The sequence below is a fragment of the Neptuniibacter caesariensis genome, from assembly GCF_000153345.1.
GTDB lineage: Bacteria > Pseudomonadota > Gammaproteobacteria > Pseudomonadales > Balneatricaceae > Neptuniibacter > Neptuniibacter caesariensis.
The window spans coordinates 228,918-253,890 of record NZ_CH724127.1 but is presented as its reverse complement, the minus strand read 5'-3'; the positions used below and the strand labels follow the sequence as shown (position 1 = coordinate 253,890).

The 24,973-nt window shown below is 46.2% G+C and carries 16 protein-coding genes and 4 tRNA genes; 7 read left to right on the top strand and 13 right to left on the bottom strand.

Annotated elements, in window-relative coordinates:
* Positions 1 to 49: 49 nt before the first annotated feature.
* Positions 50 to 634: a YecA/YgfB family protein gene (locus tag MED92_RS15020; RefSeq protein ID WP_007022422.1), complete on the top strand. Its 585-nt coding sequence runs from the start codon at positions 50 to 52 to the stop codon at positions 632 to 634.
* Positions 635 to 684: 50 nt separating this feature from the next.
* Here the strand turns inward: MED92_RS15020 and MED92_RS15015 are convergent, their stop codons facing one another.
* From MED92_RS15015 to MED92_RS14995, 5 genes are all read right to left on the bottom strand, one after another.
* Positions 685 to 1,347: a haloacid dehalogenase type II gene (locus MED92_RS15015; RefSeq protein WP_007022421.1), complete on the bottom strand. Its 663-nt coding sequence runs from the start codon at positions 1,345 to 1,347 to the stop codon at positions 685 to 687.
* Between the two features lie 166 nt (positions 1,348 to 1,513).
* On the bottom strand, positions 1,514 to 1,972 hold the full coding sequence (locus MED92_RS15010) for an outer membrane lipoprotein (RefSeq protein WP_007022420.1): 459 nt from the start codon (positions 1,970 to 1,972) through the stop codon (positions 1,514 to 1,516).
* A gap of 14 nt (positions 1,973 to 1,986) precedes the next feature.
* Positions 1,987 to 3,102 (bottom strand): phospholipase D-like domain-containing protein, encoded by a 1,116-nt coding sequence (locus MED92_RS15005; RefSeq protein WP_007022419.1) that lies wholly within the window; start codon positions 3,100 to 3,102, stop codon positions 1,987 to 1,989.
* A gap of 20 nt (positions 3,103 to 3,122) precedes the next feature.
* Complete coding sequence (locus MED92_RS15000; protein WP_007022418.1) at positions 3,123 to 4,901, bottom strand: ABC transporter ATP-binding protein; 1,779 nt, start codon at positions 4,899 to 4,901, stop codon at positions 3,123 to 3,125.
* Between the two features lie 158 nt (positions 4,902 to 5,059).
* Positions 5,060 to 5,296, bottom strand: coding sequence for an HP1242/YdcH family protein (locus tag MED92_RS14995; protein WP_007022417.1), 237 nt, complete (start codon positions 5,294 to 5,296; stop codon positions 5,060 to 5,062).
* A 137-nt stretch (positions 5,297 to 5,433) separates the two neighbouring features.
* Between MED92_RS14995 and MED92_RS19370 the strand changes: the two genes are divergently transcribed.
* On the top strand, positions 5,434 to 5,901 hold the full coding sequence (locus tag MED92_RS19370; protein WP_007022416.1) for a methylated-DNA--[protein]-cysteine S-methyltransferase: 468 nt from the start codon (positions 5,434 to 5,436) through the stop codon (positions 5,899 to 5,901).
* A gap of 35 nt (positions 5,902 to 5,936) precedes the next feature.
* Here the strand turns inward: MED92_RS19370 and MED92_RS14985 are convergent, their stop codons facing one another.
* From MED92_RS14985 to MED92_RS14970, 4 genes are all read right to left on the bottom strand, one after another.
* Positions 5,937 to 7,493 carry a methyl-accepting chemotaxis protein gene (locus tag MED92_RS14985; RefSeq protein ID WP_007022415.1) on the bottom strand — a complete coding sequence of 519 codons (1,557 nt, stop codon included), beginning with the start codon at positions 7,491 to 7,493 and terminating at the stop codon, positions 5,937 to 5,939.
* A gap of 174 nt (positions 7,494 to 7,667) precedes the next feature.
* Entirely contained in the window at positions 7,668 to 7,985 is a 318-nt protein-coding gene (locus tag MED92_RS14980; RefSeq protein WP_007022414.1) for a BolA family protein, read from the bottom strand.
* On the bottom strand, positions 7,982 to 9,334 hold the full coding sequence (locus tag MED92_RS14975; RefSeq protein ID WP_007022413.1) for a DUF3422 family protein: 1,353 nt from the start codon (positions 9,332 to 9,334) through the stop codon (positions 7,982 to 7,984). The genes MED92_RS14980 and MED92_RS14975 overlap by 4 nt, the downstream gene beginning before the upstream one ends.
* A gap of 20 nt (positions 9,335 to 9,354) precedes the next feature.
* On the bottom strand, positions 9,355 to 9,720 hold the full coding sequence (locus MED92_RS14970) for a hypothetical protein (RefSeq protein ID WP_007022412.1): 366 nt from the start codon (positions 9,718 to 9,720) through the stop codon (positions 9,355 to 9,357).
* Positions 9,721 to 9,892: 172 nt separating this feature from the next.
* Between MED92_RS14970 and MED92_RS14965 the strand changes: the two genes are divergently transcribed.
* Entirely contained in the window at positions 9,893 to 10,582 is a 690-nt protein-coding gene (locus MED92_RS14965) for a hypothetical protein (RefSeq protein ID WP_050764230.1), read from the top strand.
* Between the two features lie 76 nt (positions 10,583 to 10,658).
* Here MED92_RS14965 and MED92_RS14960 read toward each other — a convergent pair whose 3' ends face one another.
* From MED92_RS14960 to MED92_RS14945, 4 genes are all read right to left on the bottom strand, one after another.
* A complete protein-coding gene (locus tag MED92_RS14960; protein WP_007022410.1) occupies positions 10,659 to 14,111 on the bottom strand; it encodes an SbcC/MukB-like Walker B domain-containing protein in 3,453 nt (1,150 codons plus the stop codon).
* Positions 14,108 to 14,830 carry a DUF4194 domain-containing protein gene (locus MED92_RS14955; RefSeq protein ID WP_007022409.1) on the bottom strand — a complete coding sequence of 241 codons (723 nt, stop codon included), beginning with the start codon at positions 14,828 to 14,830 and terminating at the stop codon, positions 14,108 to 14,110. The genes MED92_RS14960 and MED92_RS14955 overlap by 4 nt, the downstream gene beginning before the upstream one ends.
* The gene (locus MED92_RS14950; protein ID WP_007022408.1) at positions 14,820 to 16,253 is read right to left on the bottom strand and encodes a Wadjet anti-phage system protein JetA family protein; all 1,434 of its coding nucleotides are present in this window, start codon (positions 16,251 to 16,253) and stop codon (positions 14,820 to 14,822) included. The genes MED92_RS14955 and MED92_RS14950 overlap by 11 nt, the downstream gene beginning before the upstream one ends.
* A gap of 198 nt (positions 16,254 to 16,451) precedes the next feature.
* Positions 16,452 to 24,104: a retention module-containing protein gene (locus tag MED92_RS14945; RefSeq protein ID WP_007022407.1), complete on the bottom strand. Its 7,653-nt coding sequence runs from the start codon at positions 24,102 to 24,104 to the stop codon at positions 16,452 to 16,454.
* A 308-nt stretch (positions 24,105 to 24,412) separates the two neighbouring features.
* Between MED92_RS14945 and MED92_RS14940 the strand changes: the two genes are divergently transcribed.
* The 4 genes from MED92_RS14940 to MED92_RS14925 all read left to right on the top strand — a co-directional run bounded on the left by MED92_RS14940 (position 24,413) and on the right by MED92_RS14925 (position 24,803).
* A tRNA-Asn gene (locus MED92_RS14940) sits at positions 24,413 to 24,488 on the top strand.
* A gap of 27 nt (positions 24,489 to 24,515) precedes the next feature.
* Positions 24,516 to 24,591 (top strand) — tRNA-Asn (locus MED92_RS14935).
* Between the two features lie 17 nt (positions 24,592 to 24,608).
* Positions 24,609 to 24,685, top strand: a tRNA-Pro gene (locus MED92_RS14930).
* 41 nt (positions 24,686 to 24,726) lie between these two features.
* Positions 24,727 to 24,803: transfer RNA gene (locus tag MED92_RS14925), tRNA-Pro, on the top strand.
* Positions 24,804 to 24,973 lie beyond the last annotated feature (170 nt).

The window sequence follows — 24,973 nt, the reverse complement described above, 5'->3', positions numbered from 1 at the left end:
AATGGAAGCAGGCTAAAATCATGGGCTTAAACCTATATGGAATAAATTCATGACACTCACCACTGCTAATGCATTAACCGATGCCGAATTAGATCAGCTAGACGACTTCTTATACTCAGATCAGGTTTCTGAAGATTGTCTGGATCTGGTTGGTGTTCACGGTTTGTTTTGTGCGCTTAATATCAGCCCATCCCCAATTGCTGAAGAAACCTGGATGGAACTGGTATTTGACGGTACGCCTAACTGGACTTCTGAAGAACAACAGAAGGAAATTATGGGTCTGCTGAAGCGTTTTCATCAGAGCATCGGCGCAAACCTTTATAGCGACGGCGAGATTGAACTCCCTTGTGAACTCTCTCTCGATGCTGAAGACGATGAAGATATCTCTCCATTGGCATGGTGGTCACAAGCCTTTATGGAAGGCGTTTTCAATCAGGAAGAGCTGTGGTTTGGCAGTAAATCGGAAGAGGAAGTGGCTGAAATGCTACTGCCAGTAATGGTGGCATCTGATCTTTTCGATGAGGATGACATCAACAAAATCCGTGACGATGAAAAGCTCTGTGCCGAGATGTGCTCACAAATACCGGAGCTTCTGGTCGATCTTTACCTGTTCTTCCATGCGCCCGAGAAATAAGTTTATTCGCTTAGAGCCCGGCCTGCCGGGCTTTAAACTTCCCCTTTCTTTTAATTAATCCTCTCTGCCAACTCCGGCAAGGAAGCAACAATCAAATCAGGCTCTACCCCCCAGGGATCAAAAATGGCCTTGGCATCGCGCTGAACCCATGCAGTATTAAAACCAGCGCTTTTCGCGCCAATCACATCAAAGGGATTACTGGAGATCAGCCAGGTTCTGTCTGCTTTAGCATTCGTACGCTTCAGAAAATGCGCATAAGTTTCCGGGTTAGGTTTAAACGTCTGTATCTCATCCACACTGATAATATCTTGGAAAGCTTGGCGGATCCCTGCGTTGCCCAACAGATTATCAACAGCACCAGCGGCACCATTAGAAAAGGCAAACAGATGATGATCCGATAGATTTTCTAACCCAAGTTTCACATCTTCAAACACGGGAAGCTTGCCGTATGAAATCAGCAAAGCATTTTTCTGTATATCACTCATTTCCACCTGAAAAAACTGACAGGTATAGTCCAATGCTTGCTGGGTACAAACGCTAAACTGCTCATATCTGTCCATTAAGCCTTTACGGAAAGAGTACTCTAGCTGTTTATCCCGCCACATCTGAGAAAAAGCCTTAGCGTGATCACCCACAGTTTTCTCTAGCTCAGTAACTAAACCATGGGTGTTTATGAGCGTTCCGTATACATCAAAGGCAAATGTAAGTGACATGCATCCTTCCTTTTACACAGTACAAATAATAGGCAGGCAACATTATTAACATTTATTCAAAAATAAAGTAAGTAGTTACCCCTATGAAAAGGAAGATTTTTTGACCAAATGATCCAAAATAAAAGCCCTTCATAAAGAAGGGCTTGAAACTAAGCTTAGCTATAAATTAGTAAGTAACGCGAGCAGTGCCATTACCATTTAGCACGCGAACACGATCACCGGCTCGGAAGAGAGGACCTTCTCCTACTTCCTGAACGATCGAAACCAGATTGCCGTTATCCAGACGAACAGTAATCTCCTGCCCCTGCGAACGTGTCACAGTCTCTTCTACCTGCTTACCTGCGATTCCACCTGCAACAGCGCCAAGAACGGTCGCTATATCTTTACCACGACCACCACCAATATTGCTGGCTGCAATACCACCTACAACAGCACCGGTAGCACCACCGACAATGCCAGAAGTGCCTTCAAGCACAACAGGCACAGCAGACTGAACCACCCCGTATTGTACCTGTTGAATCTGACGTGCTTCGCTTCGTGAATAGGTATTTCCGCTTAAGCTGTTTACACAACCCGTTAACATTGAGGTGCACAAGACTGCCACAATGATAGATGTTTTTTTCATAGTAACTCTCCTTACTATCTGATCTTGAGCACCAGATGGCTGATCCATGCCCATATTGCTTCCTTTAATCGACGATGCCAGGGTCTACATGACCAAACTGCGGGAATAACTTCCTGACAATGATGCAAGTCGTCATAAAATACCTGCGTCATCTGTCGGACAAAATCAGAATCTTCCAGTTCAATATTAGCTTCAAGATTCCAACGAAGATTCCAGTGATCAAGGTTACAAGAACCCATCGTGCCCCAATCATCTACCACTGACATTTTAGCGTGCAAAAAACGGGGCTGATACTCATAAATTTTTACTCCAGCCTTTAGCAATCTCGAGTAATAGCGCTTCGATGCATGGAAAACCCAAGGTTGGTCCGTATAAGGACCGGCAATAATCAATCTTACATCCACCCCTCTTTTTGCCGCACGCCTTAAGGCATAGCGCATAGAAAATGAGGGAAGAAAGTACGCGGTCATTAGCCAGACTTTATCCTGCGCACTGTTAACCCGGTTCAGAAAACTGCCTTTGATATCCTGCTGGTATAGTCCCTGAACCGTTCTCACTCTAACTCGGGAGTCACCTCGATACTCCAGCGTACCGCCAGGGGATAGTACCTGAGCCGTACAACGTTGCCATAACTGATTGTACATATTGACCAGATCAGTGACGGCGGGTCCTTCTACCCGAGCCATTATTTCATGCCACGGACAACCTTGTTCTTCTGACAACCAGTATACATCGCTTAAGCCTGTACCCCCGATGAACGCGATTCGCTGATCAACGACCAGAAGCTTACGATGGTCTCTGGCAAAGTTACGAGTCAGCTTACTGAGATGGAGAGGATTGTAAGTGACGATTTGCGCACCCACCTTTTCAAGGCGAGATCTATCTGCGCTAGAAAAACGGTAGGAACCAAAACCATCGACAATCAGCTTAACCATCACACCCCGCTGGGCAGCAGAGATAAGCTCAACTATGAATTTATCTGCGATAACACCTGATGTTACGAAATAAAATTCCAGAAGCAGACTGTGTCTGGATTTTTTAATCTCATCCAACATCACAGGAAAGAAGGCTTCACCATCGACTAAAAGGTCAACTTTATTGCCCTCTCGCCATTGAAACTGATTACGCATATAAGGCCTCTGGACAGGCCCTACTGATATTCACCATATAAGCGCGCATATAAACCGCTGCCATTGATTAGGTTGTCATGATTTCCCTGCTCGCATATACGCCCATCTTCAAATACATAGACATGATCAGCCTGCTTAACCGCACTCAAACGGTGGGCCACAATAATTGTTGTCCTTCCTTCGAGAAACGTCTGTAATGCCTGGTGTAAGGTAAATTCAGTTTCTGAATCCAGCGCTGATGTCGCTTCATCCAGAATTACCACTTTAGGATCGGTCAGCACCATCCTGGCTATTGCAAGACGCTGACGCTGCCCTCCAGACAGTCTTATCCCCTGTCTCCCCACCCTTGTATCCAAACCGTTTTCCAGGGATTCAACAAAGGACTTCAACTGAGCGACGCCCAGTGCATTCCAAAGTTCAGACTCGGAAAAGTCTTGACCCATTTGCAGGTTGCTGCGAACAGTGCCATTAAACAACGAAGGTTGTTGCAAAACTGTTGCAACATGCTGCCTAACCTTGGGTAGACCTATCTGTTTCACAGAAATATCATCAAAATACACCTCACCCTGAGTGGGGGTGTAAAGACCTAATAACACCTGAACCATCGTGGACTTACCCCCTCCGCTGGCACCTACCAGTGCAATTTTCTGCCCGGCAGGAATATCAAGGCTTACCCCTTTGAGTATTTCCTGATCTTCCAGATAACCAAAATGGATATTTTCCATTCTTACCGATACTGTGGGCTTATTCGAAAATGGGTCTTTAAGGGCGGGATATTCAGGTTCTTCGCGCAGATTCATCAGCTCATTGATCCTGTTCAAGGCAGCTTTAGCGCCGAAATAGCTGTACTGTATTCCCAATATTTCCTGAACAGGCCCCATCATGAACCAAAGATAGCCAAACACCGCCATCATTTCCCCTATTGAAAGGTCTGAGAAAACAACCATCAGCATGGACAGCGCGCGGAACAGATCCACACCGATCATAAAGACAACAAAACTAAACCGGTTAGCGGCATCGCTTTTCCACTCAAACGCACTAGAACGATCTCTTACATCCCTGGCACCTGCTACTAATTGTGATACGTAATGCTGCTCTCTGTTACACGCCCTTATCTGTTGGATACTTTCTAACGTCTCTGTTAACGCCGACTGGAATAACTCGAAGGCTTTATTCTCTTTACCTTTCAGGTGCTTAACCTGTTTAGCAATACGGGTAGTGAAGTAGATCACGACGGGGTTGAGGAACAAAATAAACAGCGCTAACTGCCAATGCATCCACAATAAGATGACCGCTGTACCCAGTATCGATAGGAACGCAATTAATAAACGACTAAGAGAGCTTCCCAGAAAACGATCAATCGTATCCAGATCGGTCACAAAATGTGATGCGACGGTGCCACTGCCAAGGGTTTCGTACTCTGACATAGAAATACGCTGTAACCGTCCCAGTAAGCCTTCACGTATTCGGTAAGTCACATCCTTAGAGATAATTGTAAATTGTCTGGCTTGCCAGACATTCAACATCAACGCAGTTACGCGTAACACAATCGTGAAAAGTAGTATTGTGCCTATATACAGCGTGGGTGACTGCCAAGCATCCGGGATGTACTGATTTACCGTATTAACAATAGAACCCGGCTGATCTAGTAGCACTTCATCTACAAGTAATGGCATAAACAGAGGCAGAGGAACCGAAGCTATCGCCGCTAATAATGCGATGATATTTGCCTTGGCCAACTCACTTCGATGCTCCTGCGCAACACTAAATATATAATGCCAGGTGTAGAGTTTTTTCACTTTCAATCCCTTACTGAGCCAACTTATAAACAGGGGTTTCGATTATTTATTAACTATTATCATTATCATATACGAAACTAAAGCCCACTACGATCAGCAGCAAAATAGAAATAAAAAAGCCCGCTAGAGAGCGGGCTTAATCGAACTTGTATCTGGTTTTATGCTTGAAGCATAGCGTACAGTTCATCCTTCAGTTTAAGGCGCTTATACTTTGCCTCTTCCTCTACCTGAGTAGAAACAGCTTCCACCTCTGCTTCCATTTTTTCCACAGATTTTGTGACCTTATGGTACTCATCGAACAAGCGGGCGAAGCGAGCATCTTCCATCTTCAGTTCATGTATACGTTCACGGTGCTCAGGAAATTCGTGAATCAAATCATGATGCTCATTAATCATTTGTGTTCCCCTTAATTATGCTTTCTTAACTCTCTGAGTTCAGTCTCCTCCTGTTATCAGAGGAAAGCATTGACGGGTATCAATACTGAATCCAAACTATGAATAAAGTGTCTTTATCAATATTCGGGAGGTGATTTATGTATGCTGCCATCATGAATACAGCACTGGGATCATTGCTGATCAAGGCCGATGACTCTGCAATTAGCTCCATCCACTTCCTAAAAGACAGTGAAACGGTCCCGGAACTTATAGATAACCATCTTATCAATCAGTGTATCCGGGAACTGGGTGAATACTTCGCAGGTCAACGGGTAAAGTTTGATGTCCCGTTGGCCCCCAAAGGCACAGAGTTTCAAAAGTCGGTCTGGATGAAACTACAAGAAATCCCCTACGGGAACACAGCAAGTTACGGTGAAATCGCACGACGCATAGGAAATCCTAAAGCAGCCCGGGCCATTGGGCTGGCCAATAACCGCAACCCCATTCCAATTATCATTCCCTGCCACAGGGTATTGGGGAGTAACGGAAGCCTGACCGGATACGCCGGAGGGATGGAAAATAAAAGCTATTTATTAGCACTTGAGGGAAAGGCAACAGAAGGCTAGTGGCTAGAACTGCCACTAGCTCCTCTGAAAAATCGTTAAACCGCCACACTCTGAACAATGACTTTCGAGGTTTCAGCAAGCTCCACGGATGAACGTTCTGTAGCCTGTGCAGCTAATTGCGCTATTTGCGCTGATTCTTGTATCGAGGTCATATTGTTCATTAACTCCTCTGCAGCGGCGCTCTGCTGAGAGGACGCACTGGCAATTAATGTGCTCATATCATCGATACTTCCTACACTCGAAAGAATATTCTGCAAAGCTTCGCCCGCATCACCTGCTTTATCCACACAACCACGCGCAGCACTTTGGCTGGTTTCCATCATATTCATTGCCTGTGTTGCCTCAGTCTGCAACTCGGCTATGGTGTCATCGATCTCTTTTGTGGACAGCTGAGTTCGCTTCGCCAACTCTCGTACTTCATCAGCAACAACCGCAAAGCCGCGCCCTTGCTCACCAGCACGCGCGGCCTCAATAGCCGCATTCAACGCCAGAAGGTTAGTTTGGTCCGCTATTTCAGTAATCACTGAGGTTTTCGTAGCAATCTCTTCGGTTGCCTGACGTAAACTTTCAATCTGCTGCGCGGCCCGCTCAACATCTGCTGCAAGACTATTAATAGCATCGATTGTTCCACCAACGACTGAATGTCCCTGATTAGCGATATCCGAAGCAACCTGAGTTTCTTCCGAAGTCGTTCTCGCATGCTGCGCTACTTCCTGAATGGCAAACGAAAGCTCTTTGATGCGCTCAGAAACATTTTCAATATCACGCCCTTGCTGCTCGATTGCGCTGTTTGCCTGTCTGGCAATCCCGATCGTATCATCACCCTGTCGGTTCAGATCCTGCGCTGAGTAACTCACTCGGGCATTTGCAGAAACCATACGCGCATGGTCCAACATGGTTTCCAAATAGATAGAACCCACGTCACACACAGCATTCGCATACATCTCTTCCAACACAGGCGAATCCAAAGAACGTTTTGCTCTGGCCTGTAGGAATTTAAGTGGTGCTAATAAGCGGAAGCTAACCCCAGCCGAGATCAAAAAAGATAAGCCGGCTGTTCCCATCATAACCAGTGAATCCCAACCCGATAGCCAACCAGCAAGCATGGGTATAGAACATACGCAAAGCAACAGAATCAGTGTTCGTGCCTGTACAGACAGGTCATGTACAGACAGTCGTGGTCGTCCACTATTGATACGCCCGTAGACACGCTCTGCTCGCTCAACCTGCCCTTTAGTTGGCACCGTTCGTACCGATTGGTAACCAATAGTCTGGCCATTTTCGACGATCGGAGTTGAGTAAGCATTTACCCAATAGAAAGACCCATCTTTACAGCGGTTTTTTACGATCCCTATCCAGGGCTTATTCGCTTTCATTTTCTCCCAGAGATCACCAAAGACAGCAGGTGGCACATCGGGATGGCGAACAACATTATGTGGCTTGCCGATTAGCTCTTCACGAGTAAATCCTGAAACCTCAACGAAGGCATCATTAACAAAAGTGATCTGACCTTTAAGGTCCGTGGTGGAAATCAGAGGGGTGTCGTTGCTAAATGTTCTTTCGGTATTATTAACCGGCTGGTTATTCTTCATAGCAGCCTCTTACTACACAGCATTGGCGTTTATTTTTTATTTTCGGTTACCCGAATATAAAGTGATATCCATGAGAATAAAAGAAAAATAATCCCTATAATTCAACAAGTTACACAGACCGATCGGTCTGTAAATATGCATTAAAAAAGCGCCCAAACAGGACGCTTTTAAAATTTACTTATCTGCCTTTGAACCACCTAGGCAAGTGGGTGAAGGCATAACAGTTCGGCCTTTTTCATTCCACTCATCTAGTGTGAACAGATGCATCGCCAGTGCATGAATCGGGTTATTCATGCGATCCGACATCAACCCATAAATCTGCTGATGTCGCTGGACCAGGCGTTTCCCTTTAAAGTCGTCGGATACTACGGTCAGTTTGAAGTGGGAATCATTAGCCGGACCTGAATGCATATGGCTTTCGTTCTCTATCACCAGATGCTCGATACTCAGGCCATCTTCCAAACGATTACGAATTACAGCTTCAATACTCATCTCTTTCCTTTACTTTCAGGGTCATTTTTCTTGGACTGATCAGTTGCCATCTTCAGAAAACGCTTATGTATTTTACGTGTCAGGAACGCGACCAGACCAATTACTATCGGAACCGATATACCCAGAAGCAGATCTTTGTTCAGATCCACACCCGAATTGTAAGCCGCTTCCAACAGGTACTTTATCAAACCAATAGTGTAGTAACTAATTGCTGCAACCGACAGGCCTTCGACCGTATGCTGCATCATTAACTGAATCTGCGAACGCTGATCCATTGAAGCAAGCAGTTCCTGGTTTTGTGACTGAATCGAAAGCTCAACTCGGGTTCGCATCATGTCAGCCACCCGATCAATCCGTCGTGACAGGTCTTCTAGACGGTTACTGGTTGCTCGACAGGTCTTCACCGCAGGTGTCAATCGGCGCGTCATGAACTCGGTAATAGTCAGGTGTCCGGAGACCTCATCTTCACGTAGTTCTTCCAGTCGAGTAATCACCAGGTCATGGTAAGCATAGGTCGCGCTGAACCGGAAGGTAGCCCGCGCTCGGCAATCTTCAACCCAGGAAGCCATATCCGTCAGCTTAGCCAATAATTGCTGCTCATTAATATCAGAACCATGTGCTAGATGGTCGGTAATATCGGCCAGTTTCTGATCCATATCACCCAGGGTTGGGTTAATCTCACGCGCTGTAGGTAACGATAACAGTGCCATCAGACGATAGGTTTCAATCTCCATGAGTCGCTGCGTAAGACGCCCCAACTGGCTATCACTCATCTGCTTGTTGTAGATAAGGAAGCGGCCAAATCCATCACTATGCATCTGAAAGGTTGTCCAGACTCTGGCATCACCATCCTGCGGACTACTACCCACCATACGCATCCCTTCGAAGAAGCGTTTAACTAAAGGCAGATTAAGTTCATCTGTTTGGCGCGCATCTTCAACCGCAACGTGAAATGCCGAAATAACCGTACCGGGTATTTTTGCTAACCAGCCTTCCGGTAATGGAGACAGCCCGGTTTGTTCGAAAGGGTTGCCCCCCTGCTCAATGCCCGTGTTAATAAACGTATAGGTCGTAAACTCCATATGCTTTTCACGGCGGACCCGCAGTTCATCGAAATCTACGTGGTAACAAAGTTCGTCTTTTTCCGGTGGCGTAACCCCGTAAAAGCTATACAGTTCTTTTAAATGCTCAAACTGCTGAGCACTTTGCTCCGCATTACACATTACTGCGATATGCGTAATCCGTGCAGGGCTTGGAATAACCTGAAAAGGCCGCGAGTGCAGTTCACTGTATAGCGCCTGCCGCATCGGATGCATTTTCAATCCGTGTTGATTAACCATCTGCTCCATTTAGCTCTCCAATACCCGTACTACTGTTCTTCCAAAGAAGCCATCAACAAGGGTTGCTGGCTCAGGTCCAACGCCATAACCTGTGGATATACATCAAACCATTGCTGAAACAACGAAAGGCTTAACTCAAGGGGCCAGAAATCTCCTAATTCATCCCAGGCTGAAAGTTCATTGATGAAGATCTTCTGCCAGTTACTTTCCAGGGCTTGCTGAAATTCCGCTTCGTTATCGACTTCATCTATCAGATAAACCGTTCCTTCCCGGCGATGCTCTTCCAGGGTTAACGACTGGTGTAATCCATCGGCCTCAACATCAAGTCCATTTGTCCACTCAGCAAATGGCTGTTTTGGTAACACAACAAATGCCGATCGATTCAGCAACTTCATGGTTCTTATCCTTAGCTTTAGATATACTCGCTGGCGAAACAGCTGAGCTGTCATAATAACAGCTGCTTCAGATACCAACAGGGGTAAAGAGTTGAGTTTACACTCTGATAGTTAAGATTTTTAGCTTACTACTCTTGGTGGATTCAGATGAACTGCAAAATCAGGTTTTTGTTTGGTTATACCGGTACTCAATAAGCTTTCGACACGGGAGCAATGGTTAGATTTCTGCCGCCGCGAAGCGCCTTATTGCTTTGTGGAAGCCCCCGAGTGCCTGATAGATTTTCAATCAACATTCCTTAAAATAACGCTACTTCCTAATCATTCGCTCGTTCATGATGCTGTTAAATACAGCCTTGGTTCTCGAAGTTCGATGGAGCCCGTCTGGCGTTTGATAAAAAGCTGCAACTGGAATATCCAGCATATTATCCAGGGCCTGGAAGAGATGGACTTCAGTAGTAACGTACGTGACAACTCATTACTCAAAGCCCATACAGATCTGTCAGTCCGTAAATATTTCAGTCGCGAGCGTTGCCTGGTAGCACCTGGCTCACTCGGGTTATTGGAGCCATTAATGGCTGTGCCGGATATCTGGAGTGCCTATCATCTTGCTCAGATGATCACTCACGGCCAATATAAAGATTTACGTAATGAGAAGAAACTTCTGCAAGGAGCCTCCCCTTATGCTGGACTGGAAGCCCCTGATAGCTCGGAGATTATTCTGATTCTGCTAGACCCTGTTGAGCAATGTATAGGCCAGAAAATTGATGGCAGACTGCATATTTTCCGCGGCAAGCAACCTTTCATAAGCCTGATCCCCGAACTCGACTGGCCAAAACCGCGCCTGAAGAAAAGCGCCAGTTAACATACCAGCCTGACAACAAACTAAAAAGGCCGATGCAATGCACCGGCCTTGATGTTAGCTCACTGCTGAAATCAGACTAAGCTGGCTCAACTTCAAAGCTTTCCTCAGCACTATTTTCTGCTTCATCAGCTTCTAAAGCCGCCATCATTTTCAATGGATTGTCAGAATTAAGTAACTCACGCCCCTGCAAGGTTGGGAATTCAACGTCCAGATCGACCACACGTCCATCACGACAAACATTGATGATGGTATCCATGCATGAACTCAGCAATGAATACTTTTCATCCGGGGCAGCAATGATAGTTTGTAACCCCAGATCGCTCATAAAGCCCAGGGACGTAACAGTATTTTCCGAATCCAGTTTGTTAAATGCTTCATCAAATACCGACAAACTCATACCACCGATTGGTTGGCCATCGTTACCTTCTCTGAGTCGGTACGTTGCCCCCTGAGCCGCAGCAATCGCCACATAGAATGGAACCTGATGCTCACCACCTGAACCGGTTTTAATACGCTGCGTCAGGGTTGTCTTACGGTTACCCTGCAGATCTTTAACCACCAATTCGAAGTTGTAGAAGTTTCGGTAATCCTGAAGCAGGCTACTTTCGCCTTCATCTTTAAGCACTTCGTGGATCTTAGCCAAGGCATCTTTATGCGGTTTATCGCTGTCGAACTTAAGGTCAAACAGAGAACCGACATTGGCTGAATCCATCTGTGTATAGGCCTCAACCAATTCCAGAATATCTTTCAGTTCTGGGTTTGGCGTCATCTCGAAACTATACATCTCTTTATGGAACGGACGCCCTTTAAGATGCTGATTCAGTTCGCGGATCATATCTTTGATCTTATTGATCTGATCATTCAGATGAGCCACAAAGTCAGACCGGAACGCAGTTTCAGCCTCCAAACGGGCCCTTTCAGCTTTCTGACTGTAATTTGCCAGCTCAGAATCTTTCAGTGCCTGGACCGTTTCATCAACAAATGCAGACAACTCTTCATGGCTTGAATCCGGGCTGATCTTGTCAAGCTGCTGATGGCTTAAACCACCGCCATGGTACTTAGCTTTGTATTGCGCAACGCCATCACGAACAGCGTTTTTCTTCTTCTCGTGGAGGGAGAGTTCCGATTGCGCTTTTTTAGCGGCTTCGAAGATAATTCTCTCCAACTCACCAGAACAAGTTTCATCGAGATAATCACGTTTTTCCTGTGCTGACTGAGCATCAAACGCGACCTTCTCTTCACACTGGCTACGTGCATTAGAGTGTTCTTCAAGCTCCTGATCGAACACTTCCAAGGATGCAGTATCTTTGATAATCGAGGTGCGAATTTTTTGCAGCTTGTCCATCAGAGTACGCTGCATCTGTTCAGCTTCTTTTTGCTCAGTAACCAGATCACTGATTCGCTGCTGCACGCCTGTATCGTCCTGGTTACGCAGGTCAGTAATCGCCTGACGCTGACCATCGATCTCAGTGGCTAACTGCTCACGCTGATTAACCAGGTCAAACACACGCTCATTTACATTATCTAAACCGTTGTTAAGGGTAATCAATGCATCACGCAGTTTTTCTAAGGATTCATGACTACGACCTAGCTCGGTAAACTCTGTCACCATTTGATCAACCTGCTTACCTTGCAGGGCAGCTTGATCTGAACGACGTCGAATACCCATAATTGGCTGAAGTTCATTGATCGCAGTGGTAGACCCTTCAGTCTGCAACATGCAGTCATAGGTCAAAGCACGCTCGTGGCGCAGCAGTTCGGTTTCTGTTTCAACCGCCATCACTCCGCCCAATGCTCGATTCATATAAGCGCGGGCATGGTCGTTATCGGTATCAATAAAGTGCGCCAGTGAACCCGCTTTATATCGATTTAACCAATCACCTGATTTAGTGGTATTGACGATACGGCAACCTTTCAGGTGGCGACCTTTACGACGATACAAGGTGATTGCCTCTTTCACCCGATCAGGGTCAACAATCAACGCTTCACGACGAGCTCCAAGGAAGGACTCAATCGCTATACGCCATTTATCATCATTGATATCGGCCAATTCACAGATAGGTGTCGATTCAATTCCATAACCCTGTAGCAGTTCCATCAGCTCACGGGTGTTTCGGCGCACAGGTGCATGCCCCTGCTTAAGCGCTTCGACCGCACTCTTCTGATTCTGAATTTCGGAGCGCAACTCATTGATGCGAATAACCGAATGCTCATAACGGCGCGCCACATCGCGGCGCACACCTTCAACCTGAAGCTTTAGGTTTTCCAGAACGTTATCGACTTCAACCGGCGAATGAGGCCACAGATCAGCCATCATATCCTGACCCGAGCGCCACTGCTGAACACACTGCTCAACGACTGGACGGAATTTTTCAGGCAGTAGCTCGCTATTCTCAGCAAACCCTACCGTGGTGCGCATCAGGTTATATACACCCTGAATACGCTCTTTAACCACATTCACTTCATGGGTCTTAGCCGTGATGGAGGACTCAAGTGCTTTCACCTTATGGGCAGAATCTGAAGTATTCAGCTCGGCACGGGCATCAGCAAGGTTCTGCATAATCTGGTTAAGCTCTTCGCTCTTGTTACCCAGATCCTTTTGCAACTGTTCCTCTTTCTCACGGTTGTCATCCAAACGCTCTGCTGCATCTTCCTTTTTCAGGTCAGCATTTTCAAAACGAGTCTCATGGACAACCCATTCATATTCAGCGGCATTCTTAACGTTGCGCTGAATGCCATTACATAGCTCCTGAACCTTTTCCAACTCACCAATTCGATCAGCCACTTCACGGGTTTTGGTCTCCATCGCGCGATATTCATCCAGCGATTTACGGAAAGCACCCACATGGACAATGTTCTCATCCAAAACAAACTCACGAATAAAGCGAGTTGGGCTATCGATCGGTACAAACTTCAGGGCGTTTTTGAAGTTCTTGACGAATTTTTCATCGTCGTTCGGCATCTCAGGATCGTAACTCAGGTGAGATACCATCTCTTTCACAAAACGGCTCGAGCGTTTTTCGATGATCATTTCAGGACACTGCTTCAGAAGATGAGCACGTACTGAATCCCAGGATTTAGGTAAACGCCCTTCACCTTTCTTCTCTGTAAAGTCATCTAGCGAGACCGAAAAGTCAGGAAGGATAAAGCGTCCCAATACATCTTCATCAGCTGATGCCGTTGATGCACTGATCGCTACGCCGACGGTGGTTTCTTTCGCTGTTTCGGTATCAAAAAAGCTCAGCGCCAGATAACAGAGAGAGTCGTGACGGGCTGTATTCTTCTTACCATCATCATCCAGAAAGCCAAGGCAGTATGTACGTAAGCTTCGTTCTGACTTCTCACCTGCCGATGCGTTGAAGCTCAGATGACGCTTGTTGCCGCCCATAAGCACAGTCTGGATCGCATCCAGTAGTGATGACTTACCTGAACCATTTGGGCCAACAACCGCTACGTTACCCTTAATCGGGATCTCTACTGCACCCAATACATACCAGTTAACCAGAATAATTCGGTTTAGCTGCTTCATGGTGTTTCTACCTCTTCTGCCGCCGCTGTTTCTTGTGCAGCAACAGGTTCTTCATTAGTCGTCTCTTCTACCTCAGCCTCCTGAGAAGGCGCTTCAACAGGAGCAGACAATTCATCAATCAGCGCGTTTTCCTGCTCATCCGGATCACAAAGACCTTCTAACTGTCGGACAAAGTCCTCAACAACAACCTGACGAATCACCGGATTAATCTTCAACGGAATATTCTTAGGCGCCATCTCATCAGGCTTTCCTCGCTCAATAACACCATGGCGAGAAAACAGCGAAAGTATCTCTTTCAGACGGGTTTCGTTGGGAATCTCTTTACCTGTCAGGTTTTCATACAGAGTTAGCAGGTCATCTGTACTGGTATATGCCTGACCTGCTTCCACTTCGAAACTTTCCAGTTTTTGCTCATACTGTTGACGAATACAAAGGAGCAGCAAGGATTCGTCGAGGCGCAAACGCATAAAACGCTCTTCCCCCTTTGGAATGATACCCATATACGCTTCATCGGGCTGATGAACAAACGACCAGCCAATCGCTTCGAACAGGTTAGTGAAGTAATCAACATGTGAGGCTACCAGAAAGTAACTTTCTCGATGAGCTGGGCGTTCCGCATAAAGGAACTGGTTTGTCAGCAGTTGATTGGCTGCACGGCTAAAATCGCTTGCCTGGTAATGATCACTGCGACCAATAATTTTTTGCAGATCACCTAGCATTTGAAACGTCCTTTGAATGATCTTTTCTGGTTATACTGAAATTACGACACTCCACCATATCAGCGACGTTGACATAGTTTTCCTCGAAACGGATATCGTATTTCTGAATAGTTTTCTTCGCTTTTTTACCTAATGACTGAAGATGACGGACATAGCTGAAGCAGATGTAATCTTCGATACAGTCAATTTCAAAATCAGCAGCGTCTACCTGATCGCGGCCAATCAGGTGTCTCTCAAGGTAGGCTTCGATACGATCCACCTTAACTTCACGGCGCTCTTTATACTCTTTGAAGAGTTGGCGAAGTTGCAGAACCTTAGGATCGATCTCCTGACGGGTAATCACTTTAGGTTCTGCTGGGGTTTTACGCTTAACCGGTGCTCTCACACTACCTGGAGCCAGGAATCCAACCGTTTCCAGTGTACGGATACGTGGAATTTCGCGGCCATCTTTCTGAGAGATCTCAGAGATCACACGGGACAATCGTGACGCCATACCTGGTGTCGTTTTATCCATATAGCGCACCGTATCCGATACCCTTTTCTCAAGGCGGTAGCGGAAGTCATCGATGATCGCTAAACGCTGATCAACTGATTCGAAGATTCGGATAATACGGTTAATGTGTTGATGAACCCTTGCCTCTGCGTCATGAACATCAACTTCAAACTGCTGCTGGTAATGCATTATCAGCTGCTCGAGTTTTACCGTATCAAACTGAAGCTCTCGCAGAATAGACAAAATCTGCTGACGGAAGCGGAACGGGTTATTCTTGGTTTTCAGCGTCTTATAATCTGAAACAAGAATATGCTCAACGAAGCGGTCAAAGAAGTTTCTGACAATTTCCTGCGGGTTATTCGTTTGTGAGAGGTTAATCTTAAGCTCACGCAACCCTAGCATCATATCGGTGAGGTGCGCGCTAAAGTCTGCTGCAGTCTGCGCAGCTTCTGACAGCGTAATACCACGCCCTTGAGGATCATTAATTGCGGCTTCCAAAGAACTCAATACGTTCAACACCGCACCGCCATAGCTACGCTTTTCAAGGTTTGCGATAGAAACCAGTGTTCTCAGCAGGAAGCTATTGGCAGGCGATAAAAGCACGTAAGTACGATAAATACGTTGCTCTTCCTCAAGCCAGCCAGTTGCGACAAGCCTGCGATAAATTCGGCTTGTATATTCGGCAGTGGATCGCGGCAGCTCTTGCTGCTCTTCTTCTGAGTCATCCTCTTCAGGTTCCCAGCGGCGCACCCCTAACCGAATTACAGCACCTTCAATGGTTGAACGTACCAGGTCCTTAGGTACAAACGGGTCAACCAAATCCTCATCAAAGAACAGGTCGGCCAGTGATATCAGTACAGCCTGATAGACCTGCCGGTTTTGCCCGGAAAGGGGCAAAAACAAGTTATCAGGGAGTTTATTAAACAGCATTCAGCTTTAGTCCACGGTTTTCAAAACCTGGAAATAGGTTTCTGTTTTCTTCGGGTAATAGAGACCGATTCTAGCGGAAAAAAGAGCGAGGGATAAGGGGTAAAAACCTTTGTCTATTCAGGTTTATATATCCTATTGATAGACAAGAAAAAAGCACCCCGAAGGGTGCTTTAGATCAAGGCTTCGTTAACTCAGGTATTAATTACCATCATCAATATGGTTGTTTGTCAGAAGATCATTCAACATAGCCACCGCATCAGCATCAGTTGCTACTGATAGGCTCTGAAGATCTACAGTTTGAACAACATCCGAAGTTGAATTAGTAATTTGCAACTGCAAATGCCCGTCACTTTCAACCGCACCTATTGAATAATCAGGGTCAACCAATACATCAGAAAGATCCAACACATCACCTTCTGCAGTATTGAAGTCGACCACGACATCAGCATCTGGTGCTGCAGCAGTACCCAGATCAGATTGAGTCCAGACGAACAAATCAACACCATCATCACCAGTTAAGATATCATTTGAAGATGTTGCCTCCAGAATATCATTCCCTGTAGAACCATCAATCGATCCATATCCACCAATATTGATGCTAAGGATCGCTGTTGAAGTATCGCCATCAGCATCCACAACACTGTAGTTGAACTGAGCCACGATAACTTCATCAACCGACATTCCGTCTTTGGTATCACGATTAACCTGGAAGCTGTAGTTACCGTCAGAATCAGTTGTCAGAGTACCATAAGGAGAAGATGTATCTCCCCAGACAATCTGACCGCCCTGGTCAGCACCTTCCTGGCTAAGAACCGTTCCAGACACCTGCGGTAGCGGGTCTGTAGATACGATAGAGCCATAAACCACAAAGTTATTTGCAGCATTCTCATCTGTGTAAATCGTTGTTACAGCCTGTGTCGGATTGTTTGGATCACGGAAGCCTTCTATCGAGATAGTGTATTCCTGCCCAGCAACGGTCACCACCTGTGAAGTTGCAGGAAGCGAAATGATATCACGCGGATCAGCTCCATCATTTGGTGTTTCAGTATGATCAAGCAGAACACCGAAGGTGACACTAGTAGACACACCATTGATCACGACGTCCATGGTCATTGTCAACGTCACCTGATCCAGTGTCGAGGATCCAGAGTTAATTGGCCAGTTATTGTGGGTGAATGTCCCCAGATTAATCAACTCACCAGCAACGACTTCATCGCCAGTACCTGATGTGTATTGAGTGTTATCAACAAGAGCGTAACCAGACTGCCCTGAACCACTTGCTGGAGTACCCCAACTCATACTATCAGTATAAGAATCACTATCTGTGTTGGTTAGGACGCGCTGTCCAGTGCCATTATCAAACACAGGGTTAGTCCAACCCGCCTGAAGGTCATTAATACTAATTACATCAACAGGAACAAACACATTAGCTTGAGTAGCTGTTGCAACTGGGGAATCATCTTCAACAGAAACAGTTAGTGTCGATGATGAACTCCCAGATTCATCTGAAATAACAACACCAAAGTCCAAATCACGTGCTTCTTCTTGAGAGGTATCGCTATGATCGATCGGAGCATTCAAATCTACACTGTAATTCACACTGTAGTTGCCAGCCGAGCTACCTGCAGATACCGCACTTAGTGTAATAACCATCACACTGGTAATCGAAGCTGTTGAGCCCGTCAAAGTCTGGTTTGCAGAATTCCAGGTCCAAGTAACAGCTTCACCACCAGAAGTAATCCCACTCGGGCCAGACAAACTAACCGAAAGATCGGCCAATTGGCTATCAGCGTCAATGAAGCTAATGCTGCCACTTGCTTTATCAGAATTTGTGGTATCAGGATTACCAATTGCGTCAACGATTGCATTAGCTAATCCCTCTTCGGAAACAGAAACTGTATCTGGCTGGATAATAAATGGAGTACCACCGCGAATAACATTGAGATCGACGTTACCGGTAGAAATATCCCCATCATTGTCGCGTAGAGAGAATACAAAGGTATCTGTAATCGCACCTGTCAACGTAGCATCAGGCGTGTAGGTATAGTTACCATTATTCATATCTACATTTAGCAGACCACCATTAGAGGTTTCAACAATAAAGCTGCTACCAGCTATTGTAATGTTGTCACCAGCTGCTCCGTTGTGGGTCAGAGTGTTTCCATCATAAGAGAAGTTAACAACTTTAGTGCTGGCTCCATCAGGAATAGTTACCTGAATTGAGGTTACATGGCCATCACCATCCGCTCCGAAGCCACCGCTAGCCAGCGAACCAAACAAGTTACCAGCAGAAGGCTCAACAACTGTTTCAAGAAGCAACTCGGTCAAATCACTTCCTTGCGCTGTTGCATCAAGAGCTGGTCTTTCCTGACCATCAACGCCATTGTAAGCAATTGGCTCTAACGCATTAATATTTGCACCTGCAAAACCAACAGCATAGGAATCAATATCGTTGGAAGTTACAAAGTTTTCCCAAGCAGTAATCTCGGCACCGACAATACCATCACTTCCAGTACCATTGTCGTCAGTTGGCTGACCATCTGATAAGAAGTAAGAAATATTGTTACCTTGTGCAATCTTGCCTGTAGATTCCGCAAATGCCAGTTGAGCCTGGGCTAAGGCCGCATCGTAATCTGTAAGACCTCCCATATTGCTATCAGTTAATCCAGAGATATAACTAATCGCATCGCTTGCAGATATCCAACCGCCATCATTACGAGTAGTTGCACCACTTGAGAAGCTGACAATTTGAACTGCTACTTGCCCTGTATTCTCGTAAGCTTCAAGCATTTCAATTACCGAAGCTTTCATTTGCGTTAGTTCAGCACCACGCATACTTCCCGAGAAGTCCAATACCAACATAACGTTAGCTTTTGTCTCAGGTACGATTATTGTGTCTGAAATATCTCCACTAATAGGCTTATCGTCTTCGATACCTACTGTGAGATTTGCTGTTGTGGTATTAGCACTCTCATCCGTAACAGACACAGTAAACTGAGCAGTCAAAACATCTTCAATACTGTTAACAGGATGATCCACTGGTGCTAACAAATCTAGTGTATAACCAATACTGTGATTACCACCATTACTAACAACCGGATCAAGAGCAATCGTCAATACATAATCAGATGCAGGAACGTCTGAAAATGCTTGACCTGCAGAGTTTGTGAAACCAGTCAGTACCCCTGTTGCTTGATCATAGTGCCACTCCACTGCCTCACCATCAGAACTGATACCAGCAGGCCCTGACAAAGAGATATCAAAGCTGGAACTATCGTAATCGGTGATATGAAGTGTTCCATTAACACTCGCGTTATCCGTAGTATCACTTGGTACTGGTGCGGTATTACCTGTGCCATCCGTATTGTCAGCAATACCGTTAACCAACCCTTCCTCTGATACACGTATTGAAGAATCGGCAATTCGAGGAGCAGAAGACGGCTCAAGCGAAAGATCAACTGTACCAGTAGAACGATCACCATCCGCATCCACAAGGGTGTAATCAGCAGAGAAATCAATACCTTCTTGGTAGTTGTTCGAACTAACCCCACTAAATGCAATTCGATACGCATTGTCGTGGTTTGAAGGAAGAGAACCATCATTGTAAGTAACAACCTGACCCGTTGCAGAATCTATCAGATTACCATTATCGAAATAATAGCTACCGTTCAGGTATTCCCCAGAAGCGGGATCTACAGGATAGGTAGTTAATTCAGGTGCAGATACCTCCATATCAGTGAAGTAAATTGCACCTTCAAGCAATGGAATATCGAAGTTGAAATCAGTCTGAGTTGATCCACCAAAGTCTTTGTCACTGTTTCCGCTTCCATAGAAAACACCGGAATAGGTAACGAGCGTTCCAGCTAGATCAACGCCTGCTGTAACAGTCCAGTAAACAGCATAAACATCAGTTGCAGAATTTCCGGATCCCTCAACCGTCAGGTTGATACCTCTTACTTGCCCTGGGTTACCATCAACATCTTGGAAATCCATTACCAAGTTATCGTTGTCATTGAACCAGTTACCATCAACACCAATAAAGCCCTGACGAGTATTAACCGAAGCATCAGTGCCATTAGCATCTGATGAAGCTGTCATGCTGTCAATCAGGTAAGAACCGAAGCCCAGATCCAACTGACCGGTATTACCACCATTGATAATAGTACCCTGGGAATCATCACTATCAACGAAGCCTAATCGGCCAACATTTTCAAATAATTCAAAGCGATACTGCGGGTTCATATCTGCATTGACATTAGTTGGATCGATTGAAACAGACAGCACATCAGTTCTGACAGTAGAACCTGAACCATCCACGGTCTCGATATAACCGATTAAACTTCCAGAACCATTATCCTCATACTGAACGGTATAGCCATCTACTGTTAGAGCACGAACTTCACCTGTATCAGGATCAATAGCTCCAAGGTTAGCGGTATTCCACTCAACAGAAGTAATGTCATTGGAAATAGTCGCAGTAGTTAGTGTCTGCCATCCTGAGTCGTAACTACCATCATTGTCAGTAGTGATACTTAAATCACCCGCAACAGGAGCGTCATCCGAAACGTTCACTGTGAAACTTGCAGTTTGTCCAGTGCCTTCAGCAATCAAAGTAAATGGTAGGGCAACAGCTGTATCTGCTTCACCTTGAACAGTAGGTAAATGATCAATTGCAGCCAACTGGATAAATGAATAACCGTCATTTGTATTGTTCAATGTAAGCTTGAACACATCTCCAGCACTAGTACTACCGGTTAGAGTTTTGGATCCAGCATCCCAACTGTAAGTGATAGGCAAACCATTAGATGTGAAGGCTGACGGATCAGGGTCTGTATCATCGATCCTTAGGGCAACATCAACTGCAACGTTGTTAATGGTACCGGTGTAAACAGCATTATTACCTGCATCGCTATCGGTATTTTCATTAACATCATCGTCATCTGCTACAGCATTAGTCACAGAGAATGTGTCGTTATCAAGAATAGACGTTGTCTGACTACCAGAATAATTCGTGCCCGAAGTATCAGTGAAGCCATCCACATCAACTGCTTCAAACTCACTGGTAACTACATTCTGAATAGTCATTGTGTAGCTTTCAGAAACTTCAACTAGAAGATCATTAACAGTATCCGCTGTCAGGCCTACACTGCTGCCGTTTGCGGGGATCGTAACCGTGATGTCCTGGTTATGGCTGTACTCTGTGTCTGCATCTTCTGTTGACACATTGGTAAAGCGTACTACCACATCTGTAGCAGAGGTTACTGTCACTGGGTTGCCGTGTTGATCTAACAAACTAACAGTATAAGCAGCCTGTTCTCCCTCTCCAACGCTACTATCTCCGCTAATAACCGCATAGACGATATCTTCAGGTCCCGGAGGTGTATCAGGACCGGTCTGATCAGAGATCTGACCTGTCACGCTGTTATCCGTTGGGTGCTCAACCACGTTCTCGAACGTGTTCGCATTATCCACGATCGTACCAACGCTCAGGGTGTAACCTTCGATACCTTCTGCCAGGTAGTCATCAACAACCGTGTTAGTGATGTCTGCGGTGTTCGCAGGACCACTGATCGTTACCTGAGTGGTCTTCGTGCTGAAGTCCGCACCTTCTGTTGTGTCAGCTGTGTACACCAGGTTAACCGTGATCGATTCACCTGCCGCCAGTGTCACTGGGTTACCCGCTGCATCGACCAGCGATACGGAGTGATCCAGAGTTGCACCGGTTGCTTCATCAACACTGTCGTTGCCCGTCAGACGTACGTAAACCGTATCCTCAGGGCCCGGAGGGGTATCTGGACCGGTCTGATCAGAGATCTGACCTGTTACGCTGTTATCCGTTGGGTGCTCAACCACGTTCTCAAACGTGTTCGCATTATCAACGATCGTACCAACGCTCAGGGTATAGCCTTCGATACCTTCTGCCAGGTAGTCATCCACTACGGTATTAGTGATGTCTGCGGTGTTTGCAGGACCACTGATGGTTACCTGAGTGGTCTTCGTGCTGAAGTCTGCACCTTCTGTTGTGTCAGCTGTGTACACCAGGTTAACCGTGATCGATTCACCTGCCGCCAGTGTCACTGGGTTACCCGCTGCATCGACCAGCGATACAGAGTGATCCAGAGTTGCACCGGTTGCTTCGTCAACACTGTCGTTGCCAGTCAGACGTACGTAAACCGTATCTTCTGAGCCCGGAGGGGTATCTGGGCCGGTCTGATCAGAGATCTGACCTGTCACGCTGTTATCCGTTGGGTGCTCAACCACGTTCTCGAACGTGTTCGCATTATCCACGATCGTACCAACGCTCAGGGTGTAGCCTTCGATACCTTCTGCCAGGTAGTCATCCACTACGGTGTTAGTGATGTCTGCGGTGTTCGCAGGACCACTGATCGTTACCTGAGTGGTCTTCGTGCTGAAGTCCGCACCTTCTGTTGTGTCAGCTGTGTACACCAGGTTAACCGTGATCGATTCACCTGCCGCCAGTGTCACTGGGTTACCCGCTGCATCGACCAGCGATACAGAGTGATCCAGAGTTGCACCGGTTGCTTCGTCAACACTGTCGTTGCCAGTCAGACGTACGTAAACCGTATCTTCAGGGCCCGGAGGGGTATCTGGACCGGTCTGATCAGAGATCTGACCTGTCACGCTGTTATCCGTTGGGTGCTCAACCACGTTCTCGAACGTGTTCGCATTATCCACGATCGTACCAACGCTCAGGGTGTAGCCTTCGATACCTTCTGCCAGGTAGTCATCAACAACCGTGTTAGTGATGTCTGCGGTGTTCGCAGGACCACTGATCGTTACCTGAGTGGTCTTCGTGCTGAAGTCCGCACCTTCTGTTGTGTCAGCTGTGTACACCAGGTTAACCGTGATCGATTCACCTGCCGCCAGTGTCACTGGGTTACCCGCTGCATCGACCAGCGATACGGAGTGATCCAGAGTTGCACCGGTGGCTTCGTCAACACTGTCGTTGCCAGTCAGACGTACATAAACCGTATCTTCTGGACCTGGAGGATTATCAGAGCCCGTTTGATCAAGAATCAGCGTCGTTGTGCTATTTGTGCCAATTTCCAAGCGATCAAAACTACCGCCAGCAACATTAGTAATACTAACGGAATACAACTCACCATTATCTGCCAGGAAGTCATCAAGCGTTTGTACTTCAAATGTCGCAGATGTTGTCCCCGCAAGGATTGTCACATCCGTAGTAACAGGAACCAAATCACCATTCTCTGTTGTAATATTGCCAGTCACCACGCTAACAACAACATCAGATGAAGGTGTTCTATCGATAGATACTGTATAAGTAGCAGTTTCACCTTCTACTACAGATGCCGGGCCAGAGATTGAAACCTCAGCAACAACTGGTTCAATCAAATCGCCTTCATATTGTGGGCGTTCTTCATCGCCTTCGCCGAAACCAATCGTGCTATAACCTGCTGTAGGATCAACCTCCTCAGCAGTACGCTCAATGTTTACTGTTGAAGAACCCTCGTTACCCTGTCCACCAGCTGCAGGCGCATCACCACCGGCTGCAGTTTCTTCAGCGACTTCTGTTGGGTCAGCACCGGCTAAGATTGCAGCCTGAATCGATTCAACATCAGCGGTTGCTTCGGATAGATCGAAGTCTTCAGATTCGGTATATGTCTCTGAGCTTGCCAACCAGTTCTGTCCGCCATCCAGACGAACCGGCTCACCATTCTCCATTGCAATTTCAATAGAAGCATCAGGAGCAACTCTGATCATTTCATCTGCATAGACTTCGTCGCCTAATAAAAGAACACGCTCTGAACCATCTGCCTTAATAGCAACTGCGCGACCAATGAGATGTGAAACAGTACCGATAACACTCATTTCTAGTAATCCTTCAACAAAGATATTCTGGTGATTACACCCTTTATAGAGCCCTTCAATCACAAAAACTATTGTACCGAGGTACAGGTGCCTATTTTTTCTTTAAAATCATGACTCAAGGCAAATTTCAATTTTAAAAAAAGTGCACATTACCTCACCCAGATGTACAGTTTCTGAACAATACTTTTCCTTCGAATCACGCTTTCTGATCACCAAACGAACAATAGCAAAACTCATTTAAAAATTTAGTAAAAATCCCTTGACGACCACCAGCTCGGTCATTAAGATACGCCGCACTTTCGAGCTGTTCCCCGATAGCTCAGTTGGTAGAGCAGTAGACTGTTAATCTATTGGTCGCTGGTTCGAGTCCAGCTCGGGGAGCCAACTAAAGCACGAAAGTACAACTGATGATCCCTGATAGCTCAGTTGGTAGAGCAGTAGACTGTTAATCTATTGGTCGCTGGTTCGAGTCCAGCTCAGGGAGCCACCTTTAAGGTGAAAGTTCGGAGTGTAGCGCAGCTTGGTAGCGCATCTGGTTTGGGACCAGAGGGTCGGGGGTTCGAATCCCTCCACTCCGACCATCTTAGAATTGGTAATCACCTGCCTTTACAGGCATCTATATCGGAGTGTAGCGCAGCTTGGTAGCGCATCTGGTTTGGGACCAGAGGGTCGGGGGTTCGAATCCCTCCACTCCGACCATCTTTTTTTCGTATTCTATTCTTAGCTCTATTAATGCCCGCTATTACACATAGCTTATGTAAGCGCGAGAAGCCCCGCTGGGTTTGAACCGAGCGCAGCGAGATCACATCGGAGTTTACGACGATAGCCCCAACGGGGTGAGCGCAGCGAATAACCAAGCGAAGCGAGAT

Coding starts and splice junctions, on each gene's coding strand:
- MED92_RS15020 (WP_007022422.1), top strand. CDS start 50: ATGACACTCACCACTGCTAATGCATTAACCGATGCCGAATTAGATCAG.
- MED92_RS15015 (WP_007022421.1), bottom strand. CDS start 1,347: ATGTCACTTACATTTGCCTTTGATGTATACGGAACGCTCATAAACACC.
- MED92_RS15010 (WP_007022420.1), bottom strand. CDS start 1,972: ATGAAAAAAACATCTATCATTGTGGCAGTCTTGTGCACCTCAATGTTA.
- MED92_RS15005 (WP_007022419.1), bottom strand. CDS start 3,102: ATGCGTAATCAGTTTCAATGGCGAGAGGGCAATAAAGTTGACCTTTTA.
- MED92_RS14995 (WP_007022417.1), bottom strand. CDS start 5,296: ATGATTAATGAGCATCATGATTTGATTCACGAATTTCCTGAGCACCGT.
- MED92_RS19370 (WP_007022416.1), top strand. CDS start 5,434: ATGTATGCTGCCATCATGAATACAGCACTGGGATCATTGCTGATCAAG.
- MED92_RS14985 (WP_007022415.1), bottom strand. CDS start 7,493: ATGAAGAATAACCAGCCGGTTAATAATACCGAAAGAACATTTAGCAAC.
- MED92_RS14980 (WP_007022414.1), bottom strand. CDS start 7,985: ATGAGTATTGAAGCTGTAATTCGTAATCGTTTGGAAGATGGCCTGAGT.
- MED92_RS14975 (WP_007022413.1), bottom strand. CDS start 9,334: ATGGAGCAGATGGTTAATCAACACGGATTGAAAATGCATCCGATGCGG.
- MED92_RS14970 (WP_007022412.1), bottom strand. CDS start 9,720: ATGAAGTTGCTGAATCGATCGGCATTTGTTGTGTTACCAAAACAGCCA.
- MED92_RS14960 (WP_007022410.1), bottom strand. CDS start 14,111: ATGAAGCAGCTAAACCGAATTATTCTGGTTAACTGGTATGTATTGGGT.
- MED92_RS14955 (WP_007022409.1), bottom strand. CDS start 14,830: ATGCTAGGTGATCTGCAAAAAATTATTGGTCGCAGTGATCATTACCAG.
- MED92_RS14950 (WP_007022408.1), bottom strand. CDS start 16,253: ATGCTGTTTAATAAACTCCCTGATAACTTGTTTTTGCCCCTTTCCGGG.
- MED92_RS14945 (WP_007022407.1), bottom strand. CDS start 24,104: ATGAGTGTTATCGGTACTGTTTCACATCTCATTGGTCGCGCAGTTGCT.